This window comes from Nocardia elegans NBRC 108235 (assembly GCF_001612845.1).
GTDB lineage: Bacteria > Actinomycetota > Actinomycetes > Mycobacteriales > Mycobacteriaceae > Nocardia > Nocardia nova.
In genome coordinates this window covers 343,062-360,528 of sequence record NZ_BDBF01000002.1, presented here as the reverse complement: position 1 = coordinate 360,528, position 17,467 = coordinate 343,062, and the positions used below count along the sequence as shown (strand labels likewise).

At 68.7% G+C, this 17,467-nt stretch carries 19 protein-coding genes; 9 read left to right on the top strand and 10 right to left on the bottom strand.

Annotation, left to right across the window (positions count from 1 at the left end):
• Window positions 1–218: 218 nt before the first annotated feature.
• From NE2_RS03555 to NE2_RS03540, 4 genes are all read left to right on the top strand, one after another.
• Window positions 219–986, top strand: a complete 768-nt coding sequence (locus tag NE2_RS03555; RefSeq protein ID WP_063023778.1) for an ABC transporter ATP-binding protein — start codon at window positions 219–221, stop codon at window positions 984–986.
• On the top strand, window positions 971–2,548 hold the full coding sequence (locus tag NE2_RS03550) for a hypothetical protein (protein ID WP_063023776.1): 1,578 nt from the start codon (window positions 971–973) through the stop codon (window positions 2,546–2,548). The genes NE2_RS03555 and NE2_RS03550 overlap by 16 nt, the downstream gene beginning before the upstream one ends.
• A gap of 324 nt (window positions 2,549–2,872) precedes the next feature.
• A complete protein-coding gene (locus NE2_RS03545; RefSeq protein WP_146165344.1) occupies window positions 2,873–3,256 on the top strand; it encodes an alpha/beta fold hydrolase in 384 nt (127 codons plus the stop codon).
• Between the two features lie 7 nt (window positions 3,257–3,263).
• Entirely contained in the window at window positions 3,264–4,298 is a 1,035-nt protein-coding gene (locus NE2_RS03540) for a GlxA family transcriptional regulator (protein WP_063023849.1), read from the top strand.
• Here the strand turns inward: NE2_RS03540 and NE2_RS03535 are convergent.
• Complete coding sequence (locus NE2_RS03535) at window positions 4,261–5,376, bottom strand: GDSL-type esterase/lipase family protein (RefSeq protein ID WP_063023772.1); 1,116 nt, start codon at window positions 5,374–5,376, stop codon at window positions 4,261–4,263. The two genes, NE2_RS03540 and NE2_RS03535, sit on opposite strands and share 38 nt — an antisense overlap.
• A 104-nt stretch (window positions 5,377–5,480) precedes the next feature.
• Between NE2_RS03535 and NE2_RS03530 the strand changes: the two genes are divergently transcribed.
• Together NE2_RS03530 and NE2_RS03525 are read left to right on the top strand one after the other, a co-directional pair.
• Window positions 5,481–5,963 (top strand): MarR family winged helix-turn-helix transcriptional regulator, encoded by a 483-nt coding sequence (locus NE2_RS03530; protein ID WP_233429637.1) that lies wholly within the window; start codon window positions 5,481–5,483, stop codon window positions 5,961–5,963.
• Window positions 5,964–6,146: 183 nt separating this feature from the next.
• Window positions 6,147–7,895, top strand: coding sequence for an MFS transporter (locus NE2_RS03525; protein WP_084493734.1), 1,749 nt, complete (start codon window positions 6,147–6,149; stop codon window positions 7,893–7,895).
• Window positions 7,896–7,925: 30 nt separating this feature from the next.
• Here the strand turns inward: NE2_RS03525 and NE2_RS03520 are convergent, their stop codons facing one another.
• The 7 genes from NE2_RS03520 to NE2_RS03490 form a co-directional block, all read right to left on the bottom strand.
• A complete protein-coding gene (locus tag NE2_RS03520) occupies window positions 7,926–8,324 on the bottom strand; it encodes an NUDIX hydrolase (RefSeq protein ID WP_030517167.1) in 399 nt (132 codons plus the stop codon).
• 44 nt (window positions 8,325–8,368) lie between these two features.
• A complete protein-coding gene (locus tag NE2_RS03515) occupies window positions 8,369–8,959 on the bottom strand; it encodes a hypothetical protein (RefSeq protein ID WP_167356696.1) in 591 nt (196 codons plus the stop codon).
• 31 nt (window positions 8,960–8,990) lie between these two features.
• Entirely contained in the window at window positions 8,991–9,791 is an 801-nt protein-coding gene (locus NE2_RS03510) for a family 1 encapsulin nanocompartment shell protein (RefSeq protein ID WP_030517169.1), read from the bottom strand.
• A complete protein-coding gene (locus NE2_RS03505) occupies window positions 9,788–10,840 on the bottom strand; it encodes a Dyp-type peroxidase (protein WP_063014213.1) in 1,053 nt (350 codons plus the stop codon). The genes NE2_RS03510 and NE2_RS03505 overlap by 4 nt, the downstream gene beginning before the upstream one ends.
• 64 nt (window positions 10,841–10,904) lie before the next feature.
• The gene (locus tag NE2_RS03500; protein WP_030517171.1) at window positions 10,905–11,231 is read right to left on the bottom strand and encodes a cupin domain-containing protein; all 327 of its coding nucleotides are present in this window, start codon (window positions 11,229–11,231) and stop codon (window positions 10,905–10,907) included.
• A 133-nt stretch (window positions 11,232–11,364) separates the two neighbouring features.
• A complete protein-coding gene (locus NE2_RS03495; protein ID WP_063023766.1) occupies window positions 11,365–11,871 on the bottom strand; it encodes a dihydrofolate reductase in 507 nt (168 codons plus the stop codon).
• Complete coding sequence (locus NE2_RS03490) at window positions 11,868–12,680, bottom strand: thymidylate synthase (RefSeq protein ID WP_030517173.1); 813 nt, start codon at window positions 12,678–12,680, stop codon at window positions 11,868–11,870. Before NE2_RS03490 ends, NE2_RS03495 begins: the two co-directional genes overlap by 4 nt.
• 71 nt (window positions 12,681–12,751) lie before the next feature.
• On the opposite strand from NE2_RS03490, the gene cobF reads away from it, so the two are divergent.
• The 3 genes from cobF to NE2_RS03475 all read left to right on the top strand — a co-directional run bounded on the left by cobF (window position 12,752) and on the right by NE2_RS03475 (window position 15,614).
• Window positions 12,752–13,504 carry a precorrin-6A synthase (deacetylating) gene (gene cobF / locus NE2_RS03485; protein WP_063023845.1) on the top strand — a complete coding sequence of 251 codons (753 nt, stop codon included), beginning with the start codon at window positions 12,752–12,754 and terminating at the stop codon, window positions 13,502–13,504.
• A gap of 131 nt (window positions 13,505–13,635) precedes the next feature.
• On the top strand, window positions 13,636–14,598 hold the full coding sequence (locus tag NE2_RS03480) for a DUF456 domain-containing protein (protein WP_063023764.1): 963 nt from the start codon (window positions 13,636–13,638) through the stop codon (window positions 14,596–14,598).
• A gap of 149 nt (window positions 14,599–14,747) precedes the next feature.
• The gene (locus NE2_RS03475) at window positions 14,748–15,614 is read left to right on the top strand and encodes an Fpg/Nei family DNA glycosylase (RefSeq protein ID WP_030517176.1); all 867 of its coding nucleotides are present in this window, start codon (window positions 14,748–14,750) and stop codon (window positions 15,612–15,614) included.
• Window position 15,615: 1 nt separating this feature from the next.
• Here the strand turns inward: NE2_RS03475 and NE2_RS03470 are convergent, their stop codons facing one another.
• Both NE2_RS03470 and NE2_RS03465 read right to left on the bottom strand, forming a co-directional pair.
• On the bottom strand, window positions 15,616–17,121 hold the full coding sequence (locus NE2_RS03470; RefSeq protein WP_063023762.1) for a carboxylesterase/lipase family protein: 1,506 nt from the start codon (window positions 17,119–17,121) through the stop codon (window positions 15,616–15,618).
• Between the two features lie 16 nt (window positions 17,122–17,137).
• Window positions 17,138–17,383, bottom strand: a complete 246-nt coding sequence (locus tag NE2_RS03465) for a DUF2630 family protein (RefSeq protein ID WP_030517178.1) — start codon at window positions 17,381–17,383, stop codon at window positions 17,138–17,140.
• Between the last annotated feature and the right edge of the window lie 84 nt (window positions 17,384–17,467).

The window sequence follows — 17,467 nt, the reverse complement described above, 5'->3', positions numbered from 1 at the left end:
GCCGGAAGGCCGGTGCACGGGGTGCGGTTGCATCTCGGCACCGGCTTTTCGCATCCGCCACTGCTGAACTCGGGCAGCGCTCAGAGGAAGCGTTCGCTGCGCCTTGCCAACGGGTAGGACCGTGAGCGCCGACGTAGAGTCGAGACAGTTCACAGCACGGACGGCCGGGGCGGCTTCCGTCGCGTGGGCCGTGGAGCGGCTCTGCAGAGGAGGGGGACATGGAGACAACCACCGCACCCGCGCTGGAGTTGAGCGGGCTGTACAAGCGGTTCGGTGGGCCGTGGGTGGTCGACGGGGTGAGTTTGGCGGTGCCGCCGGGGTCGTTCTTCGGGCTGGTTGGGCCCAACGGCGCCGGGAAGACCACCACGTTGTCCATGGCCGTCGGATTGTTGCGGCCCGATGCCGGGCAGGCGCGGATCTTCGGCGCCGACGTGTGGGCGGACCCGGTGCGCGCCAAGACGATCGTCGGCGTATTGCCGGACGGTCTCGCGCTCCCGGAGCGGCTCACCGGACGTGAATTGCTCACCTACACCGGGCTTCTGCGCGGTCTGCCGCCGGCGACAGTGGCCGAGCGGGCGCAGGAACTGCTCGCGGTCCTCGAGCTGATCGAGGCGGAAAACACTCTGGTCGTGGACTATTCGGCCGGTATGCGCAAGAAGATCGGGCTCGCCACCGCACTGCTGCACGGACCCAAGCTGTTGGTGCTCGACGAACCGTTCGAGGCGGTGGATCCGGTGTCCGCCAGCACTATTCGCACGATTCTGCGGCGGTTCGTCACCGCTGGTGGCTCCGTGGTGCTGTCGAGTCATGTGATGGCGTTGGTGGAAAACCTGTGCGATCACCTCGCCGTCATCGACAAGGGGAGGGTAGTCGCCGCCGGTTCGGTCGCCGAGGTGCGGGGTGAGGGCAGCCTCGAGGAGGCGTTCGTCCGGCTGGTGGGCGGGCGCATCGGGGGAGACGAGGGCCTGTCGTGGTTGGCGTCCTGATCCGTATGCGCTGGCGGCTGACCGTCCGCGCGATGAACAACGGACGGGCTGCGGTCGGCTTCTGGATCGGTCTGGTCTTCGGGATACTCGCGGCCGTCGCCACCGCGGTGGTGATGGCATCGGCCGGCCACGCGTGGGATACCCGCGCGGCGATCAATGTGGCCGCGACGCTGTACGCGGTGTGGACGCTCGGCTGGCTGGCCGGCCCGATCATCACCGGCAGCAGCGACGAAACACTGCAGCCCGAACACTTCCGGCTGCTGCCGATGAGCTATCGCCAATTGGCGATCGGTCTCGCGGCGGTCGCCTTCACCGGGCCGGCCGGTGCGGTCAATCTGATCGCCTTCGCCGGACTGGTCGCGCTCGCAGCACAATTGGGGGTGGTACCGACCCTGTTCGCGGTGGCCGGGATGTGCCTGCAACTGATCTTCGTGGTGCTGCTCTCCCTCGCGGTACTCGCGTGGATCGGCGCCGCGATGCGTTCGCGCCGCGGTCGCGATCTCGGTGTCGTGCTGGCGGGCCTGACCGGCCTCGCCTACTACCCCCTGCAACTGCTGGTGTCCTATCTAGGGCCGCGCCTGGAGCACGTGTCGCCAGGCCTGGGCGCGACCTTGCGAATCCTGCCCTCGGGATGGGCGCCCTACGCGGTCCAGGCGGCCGAGGAAGGTCACTGGTGGTTCGGCGTCGGGGCCCTGGCGGGACTCGCCGCGCTGTCGGCGCTGCTGTGGCAGGCGTGGGCGGTACTGCTGCGCCGGCGTCTCACCACCACGGCCGCGCCCGCCGGACCCGTTCGCGCACAGGCGGGTTCGGGACGCCTCGACCGGCTGGTCCGCCCGACACCGGTCGGCGCGGTGGTACTCAAGGAATTGCGCACCTGGTCGCGCGACGGCCGGCGGCGAGCGGCGCTGCTACCGCTGATGCTCATCGGCGTGGTCCTGCCGATCTTCCTCGGACTGCAGAACGGTGGCGCGAGCCTGCCTTTCGCGGGCGTGTTCGTGGTGTGGATGGCCGCGATGGCCAGCGCCGACATGTACGCCTTCGACGGCACCGCCCTCTGGCACACCCTGGTCATTCCGGGTGCCGTGCGCGCCGACGTCCGCGGCCGCATGATCGCCTGGCTGCTGGTGGTCGGCCCACTCGCCGTGGTGCTCACACTCGTGCTCCCGGGTGCGGCCGGGCGCCCGCAGATGTATCCGTGGGCGGTATCGACGCTGCCGGTGGTGGTGGGCGTCGGCGTGGCGGCGTCGATGTTCCTGTCGGTCTACGCCGCGTATCCGCTTCCGCAGCAACGCGGTAACCCCTTCGCCGGCAATTCCGGTAATCCGGGATGTGCGCGGGCGCTCGTCCAATTGGCGGTCGGCTTCGGTCAGCTCGTGGTGAACCTGCCGGTGCTCGGCTTGCTCGCGCTGGGCGCCTATCTCCACAACGCGCTCGTGCAATGGTCGGCGCTGCCGGTCGGAATCGTCCTGGGTGCCGGCGCCGCACTGCTCGGCGCACAGGTGGCCACCCGCCGCGTCGAAGCCCGCGGGCCGGAACTGCTGGCCGAGGTGAAACCGCGCTGAACTCCTCCGGGAGATTCGCCGAAATCTGACGATTTCGGCCGCGCCCCTGACCCTTCCGGCCGTCGCCATCGACCGGCCCGGATTCCTGGCGTTCCATTTCAGCAGGCCGCATGTGCGACCGGATGCTCCCACTGGAAGGAACGATGATGACCGAGTACGTGACGCTCGAACACGGACGGCTCGCCTGCGATGTGGTCGGGGACGGCCCGCTGGTGGTGCTGTCGCGCGGCATGGGCACCCTGCGCCAGGACTTCCGCTTGCTGCTCGCACCACCTCGCCGACGTGGAGAGCATGCTGCGCCGGCCCGGCCGGTTTGCGGAGTTCATGAAGACCGGACAGACCACTCCCGCCGACGCGCATGCCCGATTGGCTGAGGTCCGCTGTCCCGCCCTGGTGATCATGGGTTCGGCCGACCCGGATTTCGCCGATCCCGAGGCCGAGGCGAAGGCGATCGTCGCCGCGGCGCCGGACGGTGTGGGTCGCGTCGTCATGATCGAGAACGGGGGACACTACCCGCATGCGCAATCGGCGGATGATGTCGCGGCAGCGATCATTCCGTTCCTGGCCGGTGCGCGGCGCGGGACGAGAGCGCCGAGGTCGGGCGCGCCGTGTGATGTGCGTGCCCTGGTGCGCCCCTGCCGGATGCGCGGGGGAGTCCCGCCACGGTTGGCCGTCGACCGTGGCGGCCGCTCCGCCCGGCTGCGATGATGGCGAAATGCCCGCGCCGCGCACTGTCGTCTTCGTCGTCTACGAGGGCATGCAGCTGGTCGAATTGGCCGGGCCGATGGACGTTTTCGGCGCTGTCAACACGATGGGCGCCGAAACCGCCTACCGACTCCTCACGGCGTCGCCGCACGGCCGGCCGATCGAGGCCGACGGCGGCCTGACCCTCGGGGTCGGACATTCGCTGCACGACCTCGCCTCCTCCGCCGCGGAGATCGACACCCTGGTGGTCGTCGGCGGCCGGATCTCCGGGCCGGTTTCGGCGGAGGTGGTTCGCGAATTACCCGTCCTCGCACGGAAATCCCGTCGGGTCACCTCGGTGTGTTCCGGCGCGCTGCTGCTCGCCGCGGCCGGCCTGCTCGACGGCTACCGAGCCACGACCCACTGGGGTGCGGCCGATCTACTGGCCCGCTCGTATCCTCGCGTCGTCGTCGAACCCGACCGCATCTATGTCCACGATCGCAACCGCTGGACCTCGGCGGGTGTCTCCGCCGGCATCGACCTCGCGCTGGCCCTCGTGGAGGACGACCACGGCCGGGAGATGGCTCAGCAGGTCGCTCGCGCTTTCGTCGTCTTCACCCGGCGCTCCGGCGGTCAGACACAATTCAGCGCCCAATTGCGCATGCAGCCGGCGCGCACCCCCGCGATCCGCGCCGTCCAGCAATGGCTGCCCGATCACCTCGCCGGCGATCTGGCGGTGTCCGCGCTGGCTCGGCGCGCGGGCATGAGCGAACGTCATTTCGCCCGCGCCTTCCGTGCCGAAACCGGAAGTACCCCAGCGGCGTTCGTCGCCGAACTGCGCCTGGAAGCGGCCCGGCGCCTGCTGGAGTCCACCGAACTCACCGTTACCGCCATCGCCGGCGTGGTCGGCTACCGCCACGGCGAAACGCTGCACCGAGCCTTCGTCCGCCGCCTCGCCACCACGCCCGAGGCCTACCGCCGGCAGTACGCCGACGCCGGCCTCGGCACGCCGGCGGCAGAGCCGGTCGTCAGCGCAGCCCGGGGATCCGCATCGTCTCCGCCATGATGCGAGCGCCCTCGTCGTTGAGGTGCAGGCCGTCGCCGCTGTCGAGATCCGGGCGAATGAAGTCGGGCCGCTCGGGATCCGCGACGGCGGCCGCCACATCGAAGACGGCGTCGAAAACCGTTGTGGCCCGCAGCCATTCGTTGACGACGACGCGCACCGGCAGCGCCGGAGCCACATTCACCTCCGGATAGATCACCCCGGCGAAGGGGCCGATCGTGTTGGCGTAGATCGGCAGTCCGGCGGCATGTGCCCGCGCGGCGAGTTCGGTGTACCCGGCGATCAGATCGTCGGCAGCGGCCACCTCGCCCAGCCCGATGTCGTTGATGCCGAGATTGACCACCACATGGGTGACGCCCGGTACGGCGAGTACGTCGCGGTCGAACCGAGCCAGGGCGCGTTCGCCGACCTCGTCGGTGAGCAACTGGTTGCCGCCGATGCCCTGGTTGACCACCCAGCCGCGGGTCAGCATCGAATTCAGCGCGTCGACGGAGCGGCGATTCGCGCCGAGTGTGGTCCCGGCGCCGTCGAACCAGGAGTCACCGAAAGCCACCACGACGGGGGTGTCCGCCTCGGCGAACACGTCGACACCGGTGACGTAGAAGCGCGAGGCGACCTCCTCCACTCCGGAGAGGTCCGGATCGGCGGTGTGATCACCGCCGACCACGGCGGCGATCTCCATCGGCTGATGCGAGAAGGTGGCGAGTCCGGTCGTCCCGGGCAGATACAGGCTCAGCAGGAGATCGTCACCGCCGTTCACCGCGAGATCGACGGTGTCGCTGAGCACTTCGACACCCGCCGGGATACGCACCGTGTCCACCCCGTCGAAACGCAGCACGGTATCGGTTTCGGTGATCGTGGCGAATCCGTTCTTGCGCAGGGCAATTCGAGCCGCGCCGATCTCCAGTGTGTCGCGTCCGTACCGATTGCTCAATCGCACCCGAAGCCGTCGGCCGCCACCGGCCATGTGTAGCACCTGGCGCACGGTCTGATCGGTGAACCCCCGGGGTTCGGTCAACTGGAACTGCTCGTAGGGGCTGATGATCGCGGAGCGGAATCCGGCGAGCCAGGTGCTGGTCATGACATCTCCATTTAGTTGACGTGAGGAATATCCTCGCAGCAATAATATGAAAAATATTCCTCATGTCAACTATCCGCACGGCAACTGTGGGTTAGGCTGACGGCGTGGAGCACACGCACGACGCCGACGTCTTCGACGACCCGCGCCTGACCGATATCGGGATGCTGTTCGAGGCGACCAACGGGATCCGCCGCAAACTCGAGCCGAGTTGGACGGCGAACGGGCTGTCGCTGCTGGATTTCGCCGCGCTCATGCGGCTGAGCCGCTCGCCCGGCCGCCGGCTGCGGATGACCGATCTGGCCGATCAGGCACAACTGTCGACCAGTGGCGTCACCCGTCTGGTGGACCGGCTCGAGCGCAACGGATTCGCCCGGCGTCAGCCCGATCCGAACGATCGCCGCAGCTCCTACGCCGCCCTCACCGCCGCCGGCGCGACCCGGCTGGCGAAGGTTCTGCCGGAATATCTGAAGATCCTCGACACCTGGTTCTACGGTCAGCTCACCCCGGAGCAGTGCGAGGCACTGATCAGCGGCCTGCGGATCATCCGTGACGCCACCTTCCCGGAGGCGGGCCGGATCTCCGAGTGACATCTCGGCCCCGAGCTGTCGATCAGCCGCCGACCGATCCGCAGCCGCATAGCCGAATGCTCGCGTTCACCGCACGGTCCGGTATCGCCCGGTCCCTATTGCCGAGATTCGCCCGGTTCGGCTCGTAGACTCGACCGATACGAGTTACTTCCCAGCGACACCGGTCGACGACGGGAGCGGCGCATGGCTGATCACGTTCGAACAGACGCTGAACTCGGTTCGCCACCCACCGGTGCCAGACGGTGGTACGCCCTCGCGGTCCTCGCGCTGGGGCTTGCGATGGTGACGCTGGACGGCACCGTCGTCGGTGTGTCGCTGCCGACGATCACCGGTGATCTCGGACTCGATTTCACCCAGGCACAGTGGGTCTTCTGCGTGTACTCGGTGGTGCTCGCGGTTCTGCTGATCGTTGTCGGCCGGATCGGTGACCGGTACGGCCGGCGCGTGATCTTCGTGCTCGGGGTGCTGATCTTCGTCGGCGGCAGTCTGTTGTCCGCCTCCGCGGATTCGGCGAGCCCGCTCATCTGGGGCCGGATCGTGCAGGGGATCGGCGGTGCGGCCGTCGTGGCGGGATCACTGGGTACGGTTGCGGCGATGTTCCACGGGCGCGCGCGCGTCATCGCGTTCACCGCGTGGGTGGTCGCTCCGGCCGCCGCGGCGGTCGTCGGGGCGGCACTGGGCGGGTGGTTCATCGACTCCTTCACCTGGCCGTGGATCTTCCTGATCAACGTGCCGATCGCGGTGGTCGTGCTGCTCGGGACCGTTCTCGTGCCCGAAACCCGCATCGGCGGTTCGGCCACCGGACCGGATGTTGACGGTTGGCTGCTCAGTACGGCCGGGTTCGCGCTGGTGATCTTCGCCCTCATCGAGGGCGAGCGTTACGGCTGGGTGCGGCCGCGGCGGGAGTTCACCGTGTTCGGGGTGACCTGGTCGACGCAATCGGCGAGTTCGCCCATACCGTTCGTGCTCGCTGTAGGCGTGTTGCTGCTGGTGCTGTTCGTCTTCTGGGAAAGACACCGGGTGAAGGTGGAACATGCCGCGCTGGTGGACTTCTCGCATCTGCGCGATCCCCGGCACTGGGGTGACGGCGCGGCCCTGCTGATCGCGGCGGCACAGTTCGGAGTGCTCTTCGTGCTGCCGCTGTACCTGGTGAACTGTCTCGGGTTGTCCACGCTGCGAACGAGTTCGATTCTCGTGGTGCTGACCGGCTGCGCGCTGATCTCGGCGATCCTGACCGCCGGGCCGCTGCGGGCGGTACCTCCGCTGTGGCTGATCCGGATCGGCTTGGCGATCGCGTTGCTCGCGATGGCGGTGACCGCGCTGGCATTGACCTCGACTATTCCGGCGTGGGCCCCGACCGTGCTACTCGCCTGCTACGGAATCGGACTCGGGCTGGCCTCCGCCCCGTTGACGGCGAATATCCGGCGCACCGGCGCGGGTGCCGTGGCATCGGATCCGGGATCGATCACCGCGGCCACGGCCCGGCCCGCCGGTGCCGCGCTCGGCGTGGCGGTCCTCGGCAGTATCCTCTCGATCGGTCTCGGCCACTTCCTGCCCGATCGGCTGAGCTACGTCCCCGGCCTGACCGCGCGGGCCGCCGGCGCCGTGGGTGCGGCCACCCGCGATTCGGCGGGCGACGCGATCGTCGGACTGCGCACCCAGCACGCGCCGACCGCGGTCACCGACGCGCTGGCCAACGGCTTCGCCGACGCGACTCGGGTGGCGCTGCTCGGCGTCGCGGTCGTGCTGCTGCTGGCCTTCGTGGTGGCCACGCGCATCCCGCCCGAGGCCCAGCAGATCGACACCGAGCAGATCGATGCCGAACCGCCCGGTGCGGTGGCCCGCCACCGGGTCACCGAGCAGCCGGGCGAGTCGCGCCGGATCACCGATGAGGAGGGCGCCGCGCCGGTCGAACGCGGCGAAGCGACATAGCGACCCCGGCGGACGACGTTCCCCTCCGGATCACCAGTCGATCAGATCGAGTTCGTGCAGGCGCCGAAAGACCAGCATCGAGCCGGGCGCGACATGCGGCATGGCCGCGTACTCGCCGACGGTGAAATAACGCAGTTCGGCGATCTCGCTGGTCGGCGTCGGTTCGCCGGTGAGGTCCGCGGTGAAGCAGGTCATGTGCAGCGCGGTACCGGGCGTGTGGCCGTACGCCTCACATTCGAAGACGCCGAGCTCGTCGTGGGCCGCCACGTCGACACCGAGCTCCTCGCGCACCTCGCGGTACAACGCCTGCACCGGTGATTCGCCGGGGTCGATCTTCCCGCCCGCCATGTAGAACACCTCTTTGCCGGTCGAACGTGCCTGCAGCAGACGGCGATTCCGGATGTGCGCGAGTGCGGCGGTGCGAATCATAAAGGGAGCCTTCACGATACGATCGGTGCGGGCGGGTGTGGAGCTCACCGGGCGGCAGGCGCGAGCTTCCAGTGTTCGTGCAGGGCCGCGGCGATCTCGGGCAGCAGGGTGACCGGGATCCGCTGCTCGCGCAGGATCCGGCGAATCTCGGCGACCTGTTCGCGCTTGCGATGTTCGTAGGCGTTGGAGACCGGATGCCGCACCGGCGGAATGCTGAGCAGTACCAGTTCGTCGTGCGGTTCGTCGCCGCCGGTCAGATCCAGCGCGAGCGACCAGCGGGCGCGCTCGTCGAGCGCGAACCGCCCGGCCACCACCCGATCCCACTCCAGCCGCGATTCGGCCCACGGGGTGCGCCGGTAGATCGCGCGGTCGGTGAGAACGACGACATCGCGACCGAACAGCGCCACCAGCAGCGCGATACCCGCCACAGCGCCGGCCAGCAGTCCCGTGAAGATCCGGTTCACTCCGAACAGGGCCACCACGGCACCGCAGATCACCAGCACCGACAGCGCGGCGAGCGCACTGTAGGTGAGGGTGCGGCGGCCGGTGACGACACCGGCCCGCACCGCCCGGACCGGTCCGCGGGACCGTCGGGAGATGTCGGGTCCGGATACAGGGGGGACGTCGTCGCTCATGATGACACCTCGGAGATCGCTCGCGTCGGACTCAGCCGCGCAGCGGGACGGCGGCCTCGGCGGTGTAGACCAGGAAGGTCAGGCTTTCCTGGAAGTACAGTTGCACGCTCTCCGCGTCGTGGGACAGGTAGCCGATCGACAGGTCCTGACCCAGCTGCAGATCGAAGTCGCCGCCGCGGGTGGTGAGCACGAAGGCACCGTCGATGGCGGGCGCCCAGATGATCTCGCCCTCGGGGATCAGCCGCTCGATATGTGTGCGGATCGGATGGCCGTGGTCGGAGGTCTCGCTCACCGCGGTGTACAGATCGGCGCTCAGCAGCACCGAATACGGCCCGTCGACACCGGCGAGGCGCAACTTGCTCAGTGCCTGTGCGATGGCCTCCGGGATGAGTCGCGGATCGCTCGGCGCGGTGACGGGGGTGTTCGACACGGCCGCGCGGATGCCGGTGATACCGGCGGCGGGGTAGCCCTCGAAGACGGCGCGGTCCTCGGCGAACGCGATCTTGCGCGCGGCGTCCTTGACCGGATCCAGATCCGCGTCCTGTGCGCCGCGCTCGACGTTGTCGAGTTCCTCGCGCGAGAGGGTGAACGGCACGCGCAGCTCGACCAGCGGCGCCACCAGGCGCTGGCGAGCCTGGACGCCCTGATCGGGTGCGTCGATGAGGGTGGTGCGTCCCAATCCGACCGCGGAATAGTCGGTGCCGTGCGGGCCGGACAGATCCACCACCCGGCGACCGGCGATATGACGCCGGAAGGTGCGCGTCGCCTCCTCCTCGATGGCCGACCACGCCTCGGAGGTGATCGGCGCGAGTTCACGGTGCAGATTGTTCATTGAGGGATCCTTTTCAACGTGCCGATACCGAGGGAGCCGTCGCCGGAAGACGCGGCCGCGGGCAGCTCGGCGATTCCGGCTGCCTCGAGTTCCAGGTCCTGCTCCGAAGCCGCCTCCTGCGCGGGGGCGTCCGGAAGGTCGTCGAAGAAATCGTTGGCCGGGGTGAAGAACAGGGTGCCGGTGATCGCGGTGGAGAAATCGAGAATGCGGTCGTAGGGCGCCTCGTCGCTGCCGAGGAACATGCGGACCAGCATCCGCTCGGTGACATCCGGGGTAGCGGCGTAAGCGATGTAATACGTGCCGAATTCGCCCTCGCGGACGCTGCCGAATGGCATGTTGGCACGCAGGATCTGGCGCTCGGTGCCGTCCGGATCGATCAGGGTGTTCACCGCGACATGGGAATCCGCCGGCTTGTCCTCGTCGGACAGCTCCAGATCCTCGAGTTTGGTACGGCCGATGACGAGTTGCTGCTCCTCGACCGTCAGCGAACTCCACGCCTCCAGATCGTGCAGATATTTCTGGACGATGACATAACTACCGCCGGCGAACTCGGGATCCTCATCGCCGATGAGAGCGGCGGCGACGGCGGCGGGACCCTCGGGATTCTCGGTGCCGTCGACGAAGCCGAGCAGGTCACGCTGTTCGAAATAGCGGAACCCGGTCGTCTCGTCGATGATCGTGGCCGCACCCTTCAACCGGGAGCCGATCAGCATCGCCAATTCGAAACAGGCGTCCGGCAATTCGCCCTTGATGTGAAACAGCAGATCGCCCGGTGTGGCCGGTGCCTGATGCTTCTCCCCGGCGTAGCCCGGAAATTCGTGCAGCTGCGCGGGTTTCGGACCGGCGAACAGCCGATCCCAGGCGGCGGAACCGATACTCGTCACGCAGGACAGCCGCGTTTCCGGCACCCGGAACCCGATCGAGCGCCGCAGTCCCGCCAGATCGGCGAGAAGGTCGCGCACCACCGGCTCACCGCCCTCGTCGATCGTCGCGACGAGGAAGATCGCGGCGCGCGAAAGCGGATCGAGGATCGGCTGCGGCTCACCCATGATCAACAGGGTACGGTGCCGGGCCGACCGCGCGTGCGGACGGCCCGACCTCGCGAGACCGGCCTCACTTCGCGACGGTCAGCAGGAATACCGCGTCGTCGATGGCCTTCACACTGTGCCGTGCCGAGGGAATGACGAGCAGATCGCCGGGCGAGCCCTTCCACTCGTTGGTGCCGCAGATCAGAATCAGGGTTCCGGTCAGGACCTGCAGGGTGGCTTCGCCGTGAGTTTCGTGCTCGGCCAGGCTCTGGCCGGCGGTCAGCGCGATGAGGGTCTGGCGCAGGCTGTGGGTGTGGCCGCCGTAGAGGGTTTGCGAACTGCGTCCACTCGTGGCGGACGCGGCCAGCTTCAGCTGCTGGCGAGCCGCCGCCGTCAGCGATTTCTTGTCCATGATCTGCCTCTCGCGGTTCAGCCGGGATCGGGGCTGTGGTCACAGGCTGGATATCGCTGAGTATGCCGGACCCACCTCGCGCGGTCGGCCGTTTCGCCGATGCGATTCGGGTTCGATACCTGCCGGGCGCGATTCAGCCGACGGAGGCGGGGGCGGTGTCGCGGGCGAAGCGCCGGATCCGGTAGCGCAGCCCCGACCGCGACTGCGACCAGGGCGCGTCCTCCACCTGCCAGTCGCCCGCGATCGCGGGTGCGTAGGCGTCGCCCGGGATATCGGCGTCGATTTCGGTGATCATCAGATCGGTCGCGTAATCCATTGCCTGCCGGTAGATTTCGCCGCCACCGATGATCCACACGGTCTCCGCGGCGGCCAGTGCGATGGCGCTCGCCACCGAATCGGCGCGTTCGGCGCCCGCTGCCGACCACTGTGATTGCCGCGTGATCACGATATTGCGCCGTCCGGGCAGCGGCCGGAAACGCGCGGGCAGCGAATCCCAGGTGCGCCGGCCCATCAGTACCGGATGATCGGCGGTGACCATTTTGAAATGCGCCACATCCTCGGGCACTCGCCACGGAATCGCGTTGTCCGCGCCGATCACGCCCGCCCGGGTCTGCGCCCAGATCAGCCCGATGCGGTTCATACCGCCACCGGTGCCTTGATCGCCGGATGATGGCGGTAGTCGAGCACTTCCACGTCGTCGAAGGTGTAGTCGAACAGGCTCGGCGCGGGCCGCAGATGCAACCGCGGGAACGGATACGGCTCGCGGCTCAGCTGTTCGCGAACCTGCGTCAGGTGGTTGTCGTAGATGTGGCAGTCGCCGCCGGTCCAGATGAAATCGCCGGGCTCCAATTCGGTCTGCTGCGCGACCATCTGAGTCAGCAGCGCGTAGCTCGCGATATTGAACGGCACCCCGAGAAACAGGTCGGCGCTGCGCTGATACAGCTGGCAGGACAGTTTTCCGTCCGCGACGTGGAATTGGAAGAACGCGTGGCACGGGGCCAGCGCCATCTTGTCCAGGTCCGCCACGTTCCACGCCGAGACGATGATCCGCCGGGAATCGGGATCGGTGCGCAGCGTCTGCAGGACCTGCGCTATCTGGTCGATGTGGGTGCCGTCCGGAGTGGGCCAGCTGCGCCACTGAACCCCGTAGACCGGCCCGAGTTCACCGTGCGCGTCGGCCCATTCGTCCCAGATCGTGACACCGTGCTCGTGCAGCCAGCGGATATTGGAATCGCCGCGCAGGAACCACAGCAATTCGTAGACGATCGATTTCAGATGCACCTTTTTCGTGGTGATCAGCGGGAAGCCGGCGGAGAGGTCGTAACGCAGCTGATGTCCGAAAATCGAACGCGTACCCGTCCCGGTGCGGTCGGATTTCGGCGTACCGCGCTCGAGTACCAGCCGCAGCAGATCCTCGTACTGGGTGTCGTTTCCGGGCGCGCCGTCCATATCCGCAAGCCTAGCCTTCGGGTGACCACCGCCCTCATCGCGTGGTGGTCCGCTGGCTAGCCTGGGGCACCGTGCGCATGCTCTATGTGATCGGAATCGGCGCCGGGGATCCCCGGCAGGTGACCGTGCAGGCGGTCGAGGCGATTCGGCAGGTCGACACGTTCTTCGTCATCGGCAAGGGGGAGGCCAAGCGGGAACTGACCGAGGTCCGCGCCGCGATCCTGGCCGCACACGCCGATCCGGAACATCGCGTGGTGGCCATCGCCGATCCGCCGCGCGAACGCACGGTCGAGGGCGCCGCCGACTATCGCGAGGTGGTCGAGGACTGGCATCGCCGCCGCGCCGAACTGCTGGCCGAGGCGTTCGATGCCACCGCGGGGGTCGGCGGCATTCTGGTCTGGGGCGATCCCTCGCTCTACGACAGCACCCTGCGGATGGTGCAGCGAGTGCTGGACGCGGGAACGCGATTCGAGTACACGGTGATCCCGGGCGTCACCAGTGCCCAGGCCCTGGCGGCGGCCCATCGCATCGTGCTGCACGAGATCGGCGAACCGGTGCACATCACCACCGGTCGCCGGGTGCGCGCCGAGGGCGTGGCGGCCGACGGGCCGACGCTGGTGATGCTCGACGGCGAGTGTTCGTTCACGCAGGTGCCGGGCGACGATCTGCACATCTGGTGGGGCGCCTACCTGGGGATGGCGGACGAGACGTTGATCGAGGGGCCGCTGCGCGCGGTGGAGGATCGAATCGTGCGGCGCCGCAACGAACTTCGGGAGGCGAAGGGGTGGGTGATGGACATATACCTTTTGCGCAGAATCGGTTAGCCGCCCGACGTTCCGTGTACATGTCCGAAATAGCTCCAAAATTGCTGTGGAATAAATCGATACGAATGTGATCCACGCCACCGGCCGGTTCGAATCACTGTCAATCGATCGAAATCCGACTGGAGGTTTTCATGGCAGGGCAGCATTCGGCGGCATCGGGACAGTGGTGCCGGCGCGTTGGTTCCTCGCTCGTCCTCGGCGCGTTGCCACTGACCGTGGCACTGTGGCAGACGGGCGTGGCAGGGGCGGCCGCGCCGACCACCGATTCGGGTGTGGCACCGGCCACGGGGATGCTGCCGGACGCCGGAACCGTCGCCGCCGGCGTGTCGAACGCGGCGGATGCGGTGGCACGCGCGGTCGCGCAGACCAACCCCTGGCAGTTCCAGCCGAGCGCGGCGACCGACCCGGCCGTGCCGCCGTTCGCCGCGCCGATCGCGGATCCGGAACCGAATGCCACCACCGCCGACGCCACCGCGCCGGCCGCCGCGCCCGCCCCCGGCTCCATCTCGTCGAACCGTAACGCCGCGAACAGCACTCGGGCGGTGCCCGATCTCACCGCCCCGGCGATGGTGAATCCGGGCGCACTGCATCTGCCCGATCTCGCCCATCCGGCACCGCCGGTGGCGCCGATCAAGGCGCCCGAGGGCACCATCCGGATCGGTTCGGTCGTGACGCCGCGGCCCGACTTCATCGATCCGCAGCTGACCGGGCAGATCAACGATTCCGCCGCGCAGGCCGAGGCCGGGCTGGCGCAGACCATGGACTCCGCCGGATTCGAGCCGTCGCGTTCGGATCGCATCGCCGCGGACACCCTCGGCGGCGCGGTGATCGGGTCCAGCGTGGGCAATATCGTCAGCAGCCCCATCGCGAGCACCAGCGCGATGGTCGGCGCGGTCGCCGGTCTGATCGCCGGGATCCCGTTCCTGCCGGCCGGCCTGGTCGTCATGCCGGTCGTCGGCGCCGCCATCGGTTACGCGGTGATCGCGGCGCCGGCCGCTGCCGCGGGTGCCGCGATCGGCGCCGGAGTGGGCGCGATCGAGGGTGCGGTCGCCCCCGGTGTGGCCACGCCGCAGCAGGGGCCCGCCCAGATGTGACGCGAGTCGCGTGCCGCGGTGATCGAATCGCGTGCCGTGAGGCCGGCGGCCGCGTTCTCCCGGTGGGAACGCGGCCGTTCGCATCGGCCGGGTCTCCGCTCGCCGTGTGAAAGCGGCCGGTTGTCGGTGGACGCCGGTAGGCTGCGGGAATGCCCGAGTTGCCGGAGATCATGGCGCTCGAACAGTTTCTGGTCGAGCATGCCGTAGGCGCGGTTGTCGGGCGGGTCGACGTCGCGGCGCTGAGTGTGCTGAAAACGTTCGATCCGCCGGTGACCGCGCTGTCGGGGCGCGACGTCACCGGTGCCGGGCACTGGGGTAAACATCTGGGCCTCGACTGCGACGGCCTGTGGTTGATCACGCATCTGTCCCGCGGCGGCTGGCTGCGCTGGATCGACGAACCGGGCGCCGCGCCGCCGAAACCGGGTAAAGGCCCGCTCGCACTGCGGGTCCACTTCTTCACCCGCGAGGGCGCGACACCCGCCTTCGATCTCACCGAGGCGGGCACCAAGAAGCGGCTCGCGGTCTGGATCACCGAGGATCCGCAGTCGGTGCCGGGCATCGCCCGACTGGGCCCCGACGCGCTCGAGATCTCCGAGGACGGCTTCGCCGAACTCCTCGCCGGCACCTCGCAACGGTTGAAGACCGTGCTGGCCGATCAAACCGTGCTGGCGGGCATCGGCAACGCCTACTCCGACGAGATCCTGCACGCCGCCCGGCTCTCGCCCTTCGCCACCGCGTCCACGCTCGGCGCGGACAAGGTAGCCGAGTTGTACCGGGCCATGCGCGAAATCCTCACCGACGCGATCACCCGCTCCGTGGGCCAGGACGCGGCCCGGCTCAAGGGGGAGAAGCGCTCCGGCATGCAGGTGCACGCGCGGACCGGACTGCCGTGCCCGGTCTGCGGTGACACCGTGCGGGAGGTCGCCTACGCCGACAAATCGTTCCAGTACTGCCCGACCTGTCAGACCGGCGGCAAGATCCTCGCCGACCGGCGCATGTCCCGGCTGCTGAAGTAGGTCAGACCGGCGCGGGAACCCGGACTCCTTGCCAGGCAAGGCGTTTCGCACGATCCGGATCGACCTCCACCCGAGCCGGGCTGTCGATGATGCGGGTGCTGCGGCGCTGCTCGGTGTACTGCGGCCAGGACGGAAGCGGCTCGCCCTTGCGGGCGAACGAGAGCCAGTTGTCCTGGAATTCGCGCTGCACCGCGAGGAAGTCCCGATAGCCGCCGGCCGCGGTGAGCCCGCGCCCGATGGGGCTGTCCACCCCGCCGAACACCGGGATCAGATCGAGGGCGTGGGTGGCGCCGAAACCGGCCAGCTGGACCGCGCGCGGCGCGTAGTCGAGCCGATAGGCGTAGGTCGGGGCGTGGCGGCTGTGGCCCTCGAGCACCTCCACGGTGGGCCGCCAGAAGACGAAGTCGCCGCCCATGCGCACGGCGGCCCGCCGCGACGGATACCCGGGATAGGCTGCCACGACCCGCTTTTCGAGGTCGGCGTCGCCGCATCGCGACAGCGCCACGTGCAGTTGTTCGGCGGTGGTGGGCAGGGAGCGATCGAAGCGTTTGAACAGGGTCGCCTCGTCGCGGTTGGTGCCGATGATCAGCGGGACGGCGTGAGCGCGCCCGGCGGCGATGGCCTCGATCGGATCCGTCGGCAGGAAGTCGCCGTCGACGACGGGGGCGGCGGGGAAGCTGCCCGGCTGCCGCCACAGCACATCGCCGATCGCGCGATCGGCGGCCTTGCGGATGTCGTTCGCGCCGGCGGTGCTCAGCGCCTCGGCCGCCTGTTCCGGCGTGGCGCCGAGGTTGTCGACGCAGCGCCGGGCGAAGATCCGCGCCGCCTCGGCCGTCAGCGACCAGTCCGCCGGCGCGCTCTGCGCGATGCCGCGGTGGAACAGCCCGGCCGCGGCCGGGGTGGCGAGCAGGCTGACCACCGCATGCGCGCCGGCCGATTCGCCGAAGATGGTGACATTGTTCGGATCGCCGCCGAAGGCCGCGATATTGCGCTGCACCCACCGCAGCGCCGCCACCTGGTCGCGCAGACCCAGATTCGATTCGAACGGCCGTGTCTCCGTGGCGAATTCACCGAAGTCGACGTAGCCGAAGGCGCCCAGCCGATAGTTGAACGATACGACGATCACATCGCCGCGCAATGCCAGCCGGGCGCCGGAGTACAACCGCAGCGCCGAGGTGCCCAGCACGTAACCGCCACCGTGGATGAACACCATGACCGGCCGGGGTGTGGTGGCCGGTTCCGCGGGCGCGGTGACATTCAGGGTCAGGCAGTCTTCACTCGTCGGCTGCGGGTTGCGTGGTCCGATGCGGGCGCCGTCACGATGTTGCATCGCGGCGAATCCGTATTCGGTGGCCATGCGCACCCCGGACCAGCTCTCGACGGGCTGCGGCGCGCGGAAACGAAGATCGCCGACCGGCGGCGCGGCGAAGGGAATCGAACGCCACTGCACGATGCGACGACGCCTGAGACCGCGGACAACGCCGTCGGCGGTCGTGATTTCAACCATTACCCGATGCTAACCGTTACTGCAGATAACCTTCGACCTGCTTCACGGGGTTGGCCTGGGCCTCGTCCGGGTTGCCGCCCTGATCGATGCGGGCCCGCCGCTGCCGCAGCAGATCCCAGCACTGATCCAGCATCACCTCGAGATCGGCCAGCTTCGCCCGCTCGGTCTCGGGATCGAGTTCCCCGCTGGTGGCCTTGGACCGCAGCTGATGCTCCTGCTTCACCAGGTCCTGGATATGGGCAAGGATGTCCTGTTCGGTCATGAGGCCATGGTACGGCGCGGGTGCGGGGGGTAGTGCGGCCCTGCCTCAGGTTGTGGATCCCTGGTGCGGTGGCGCCACATTGAT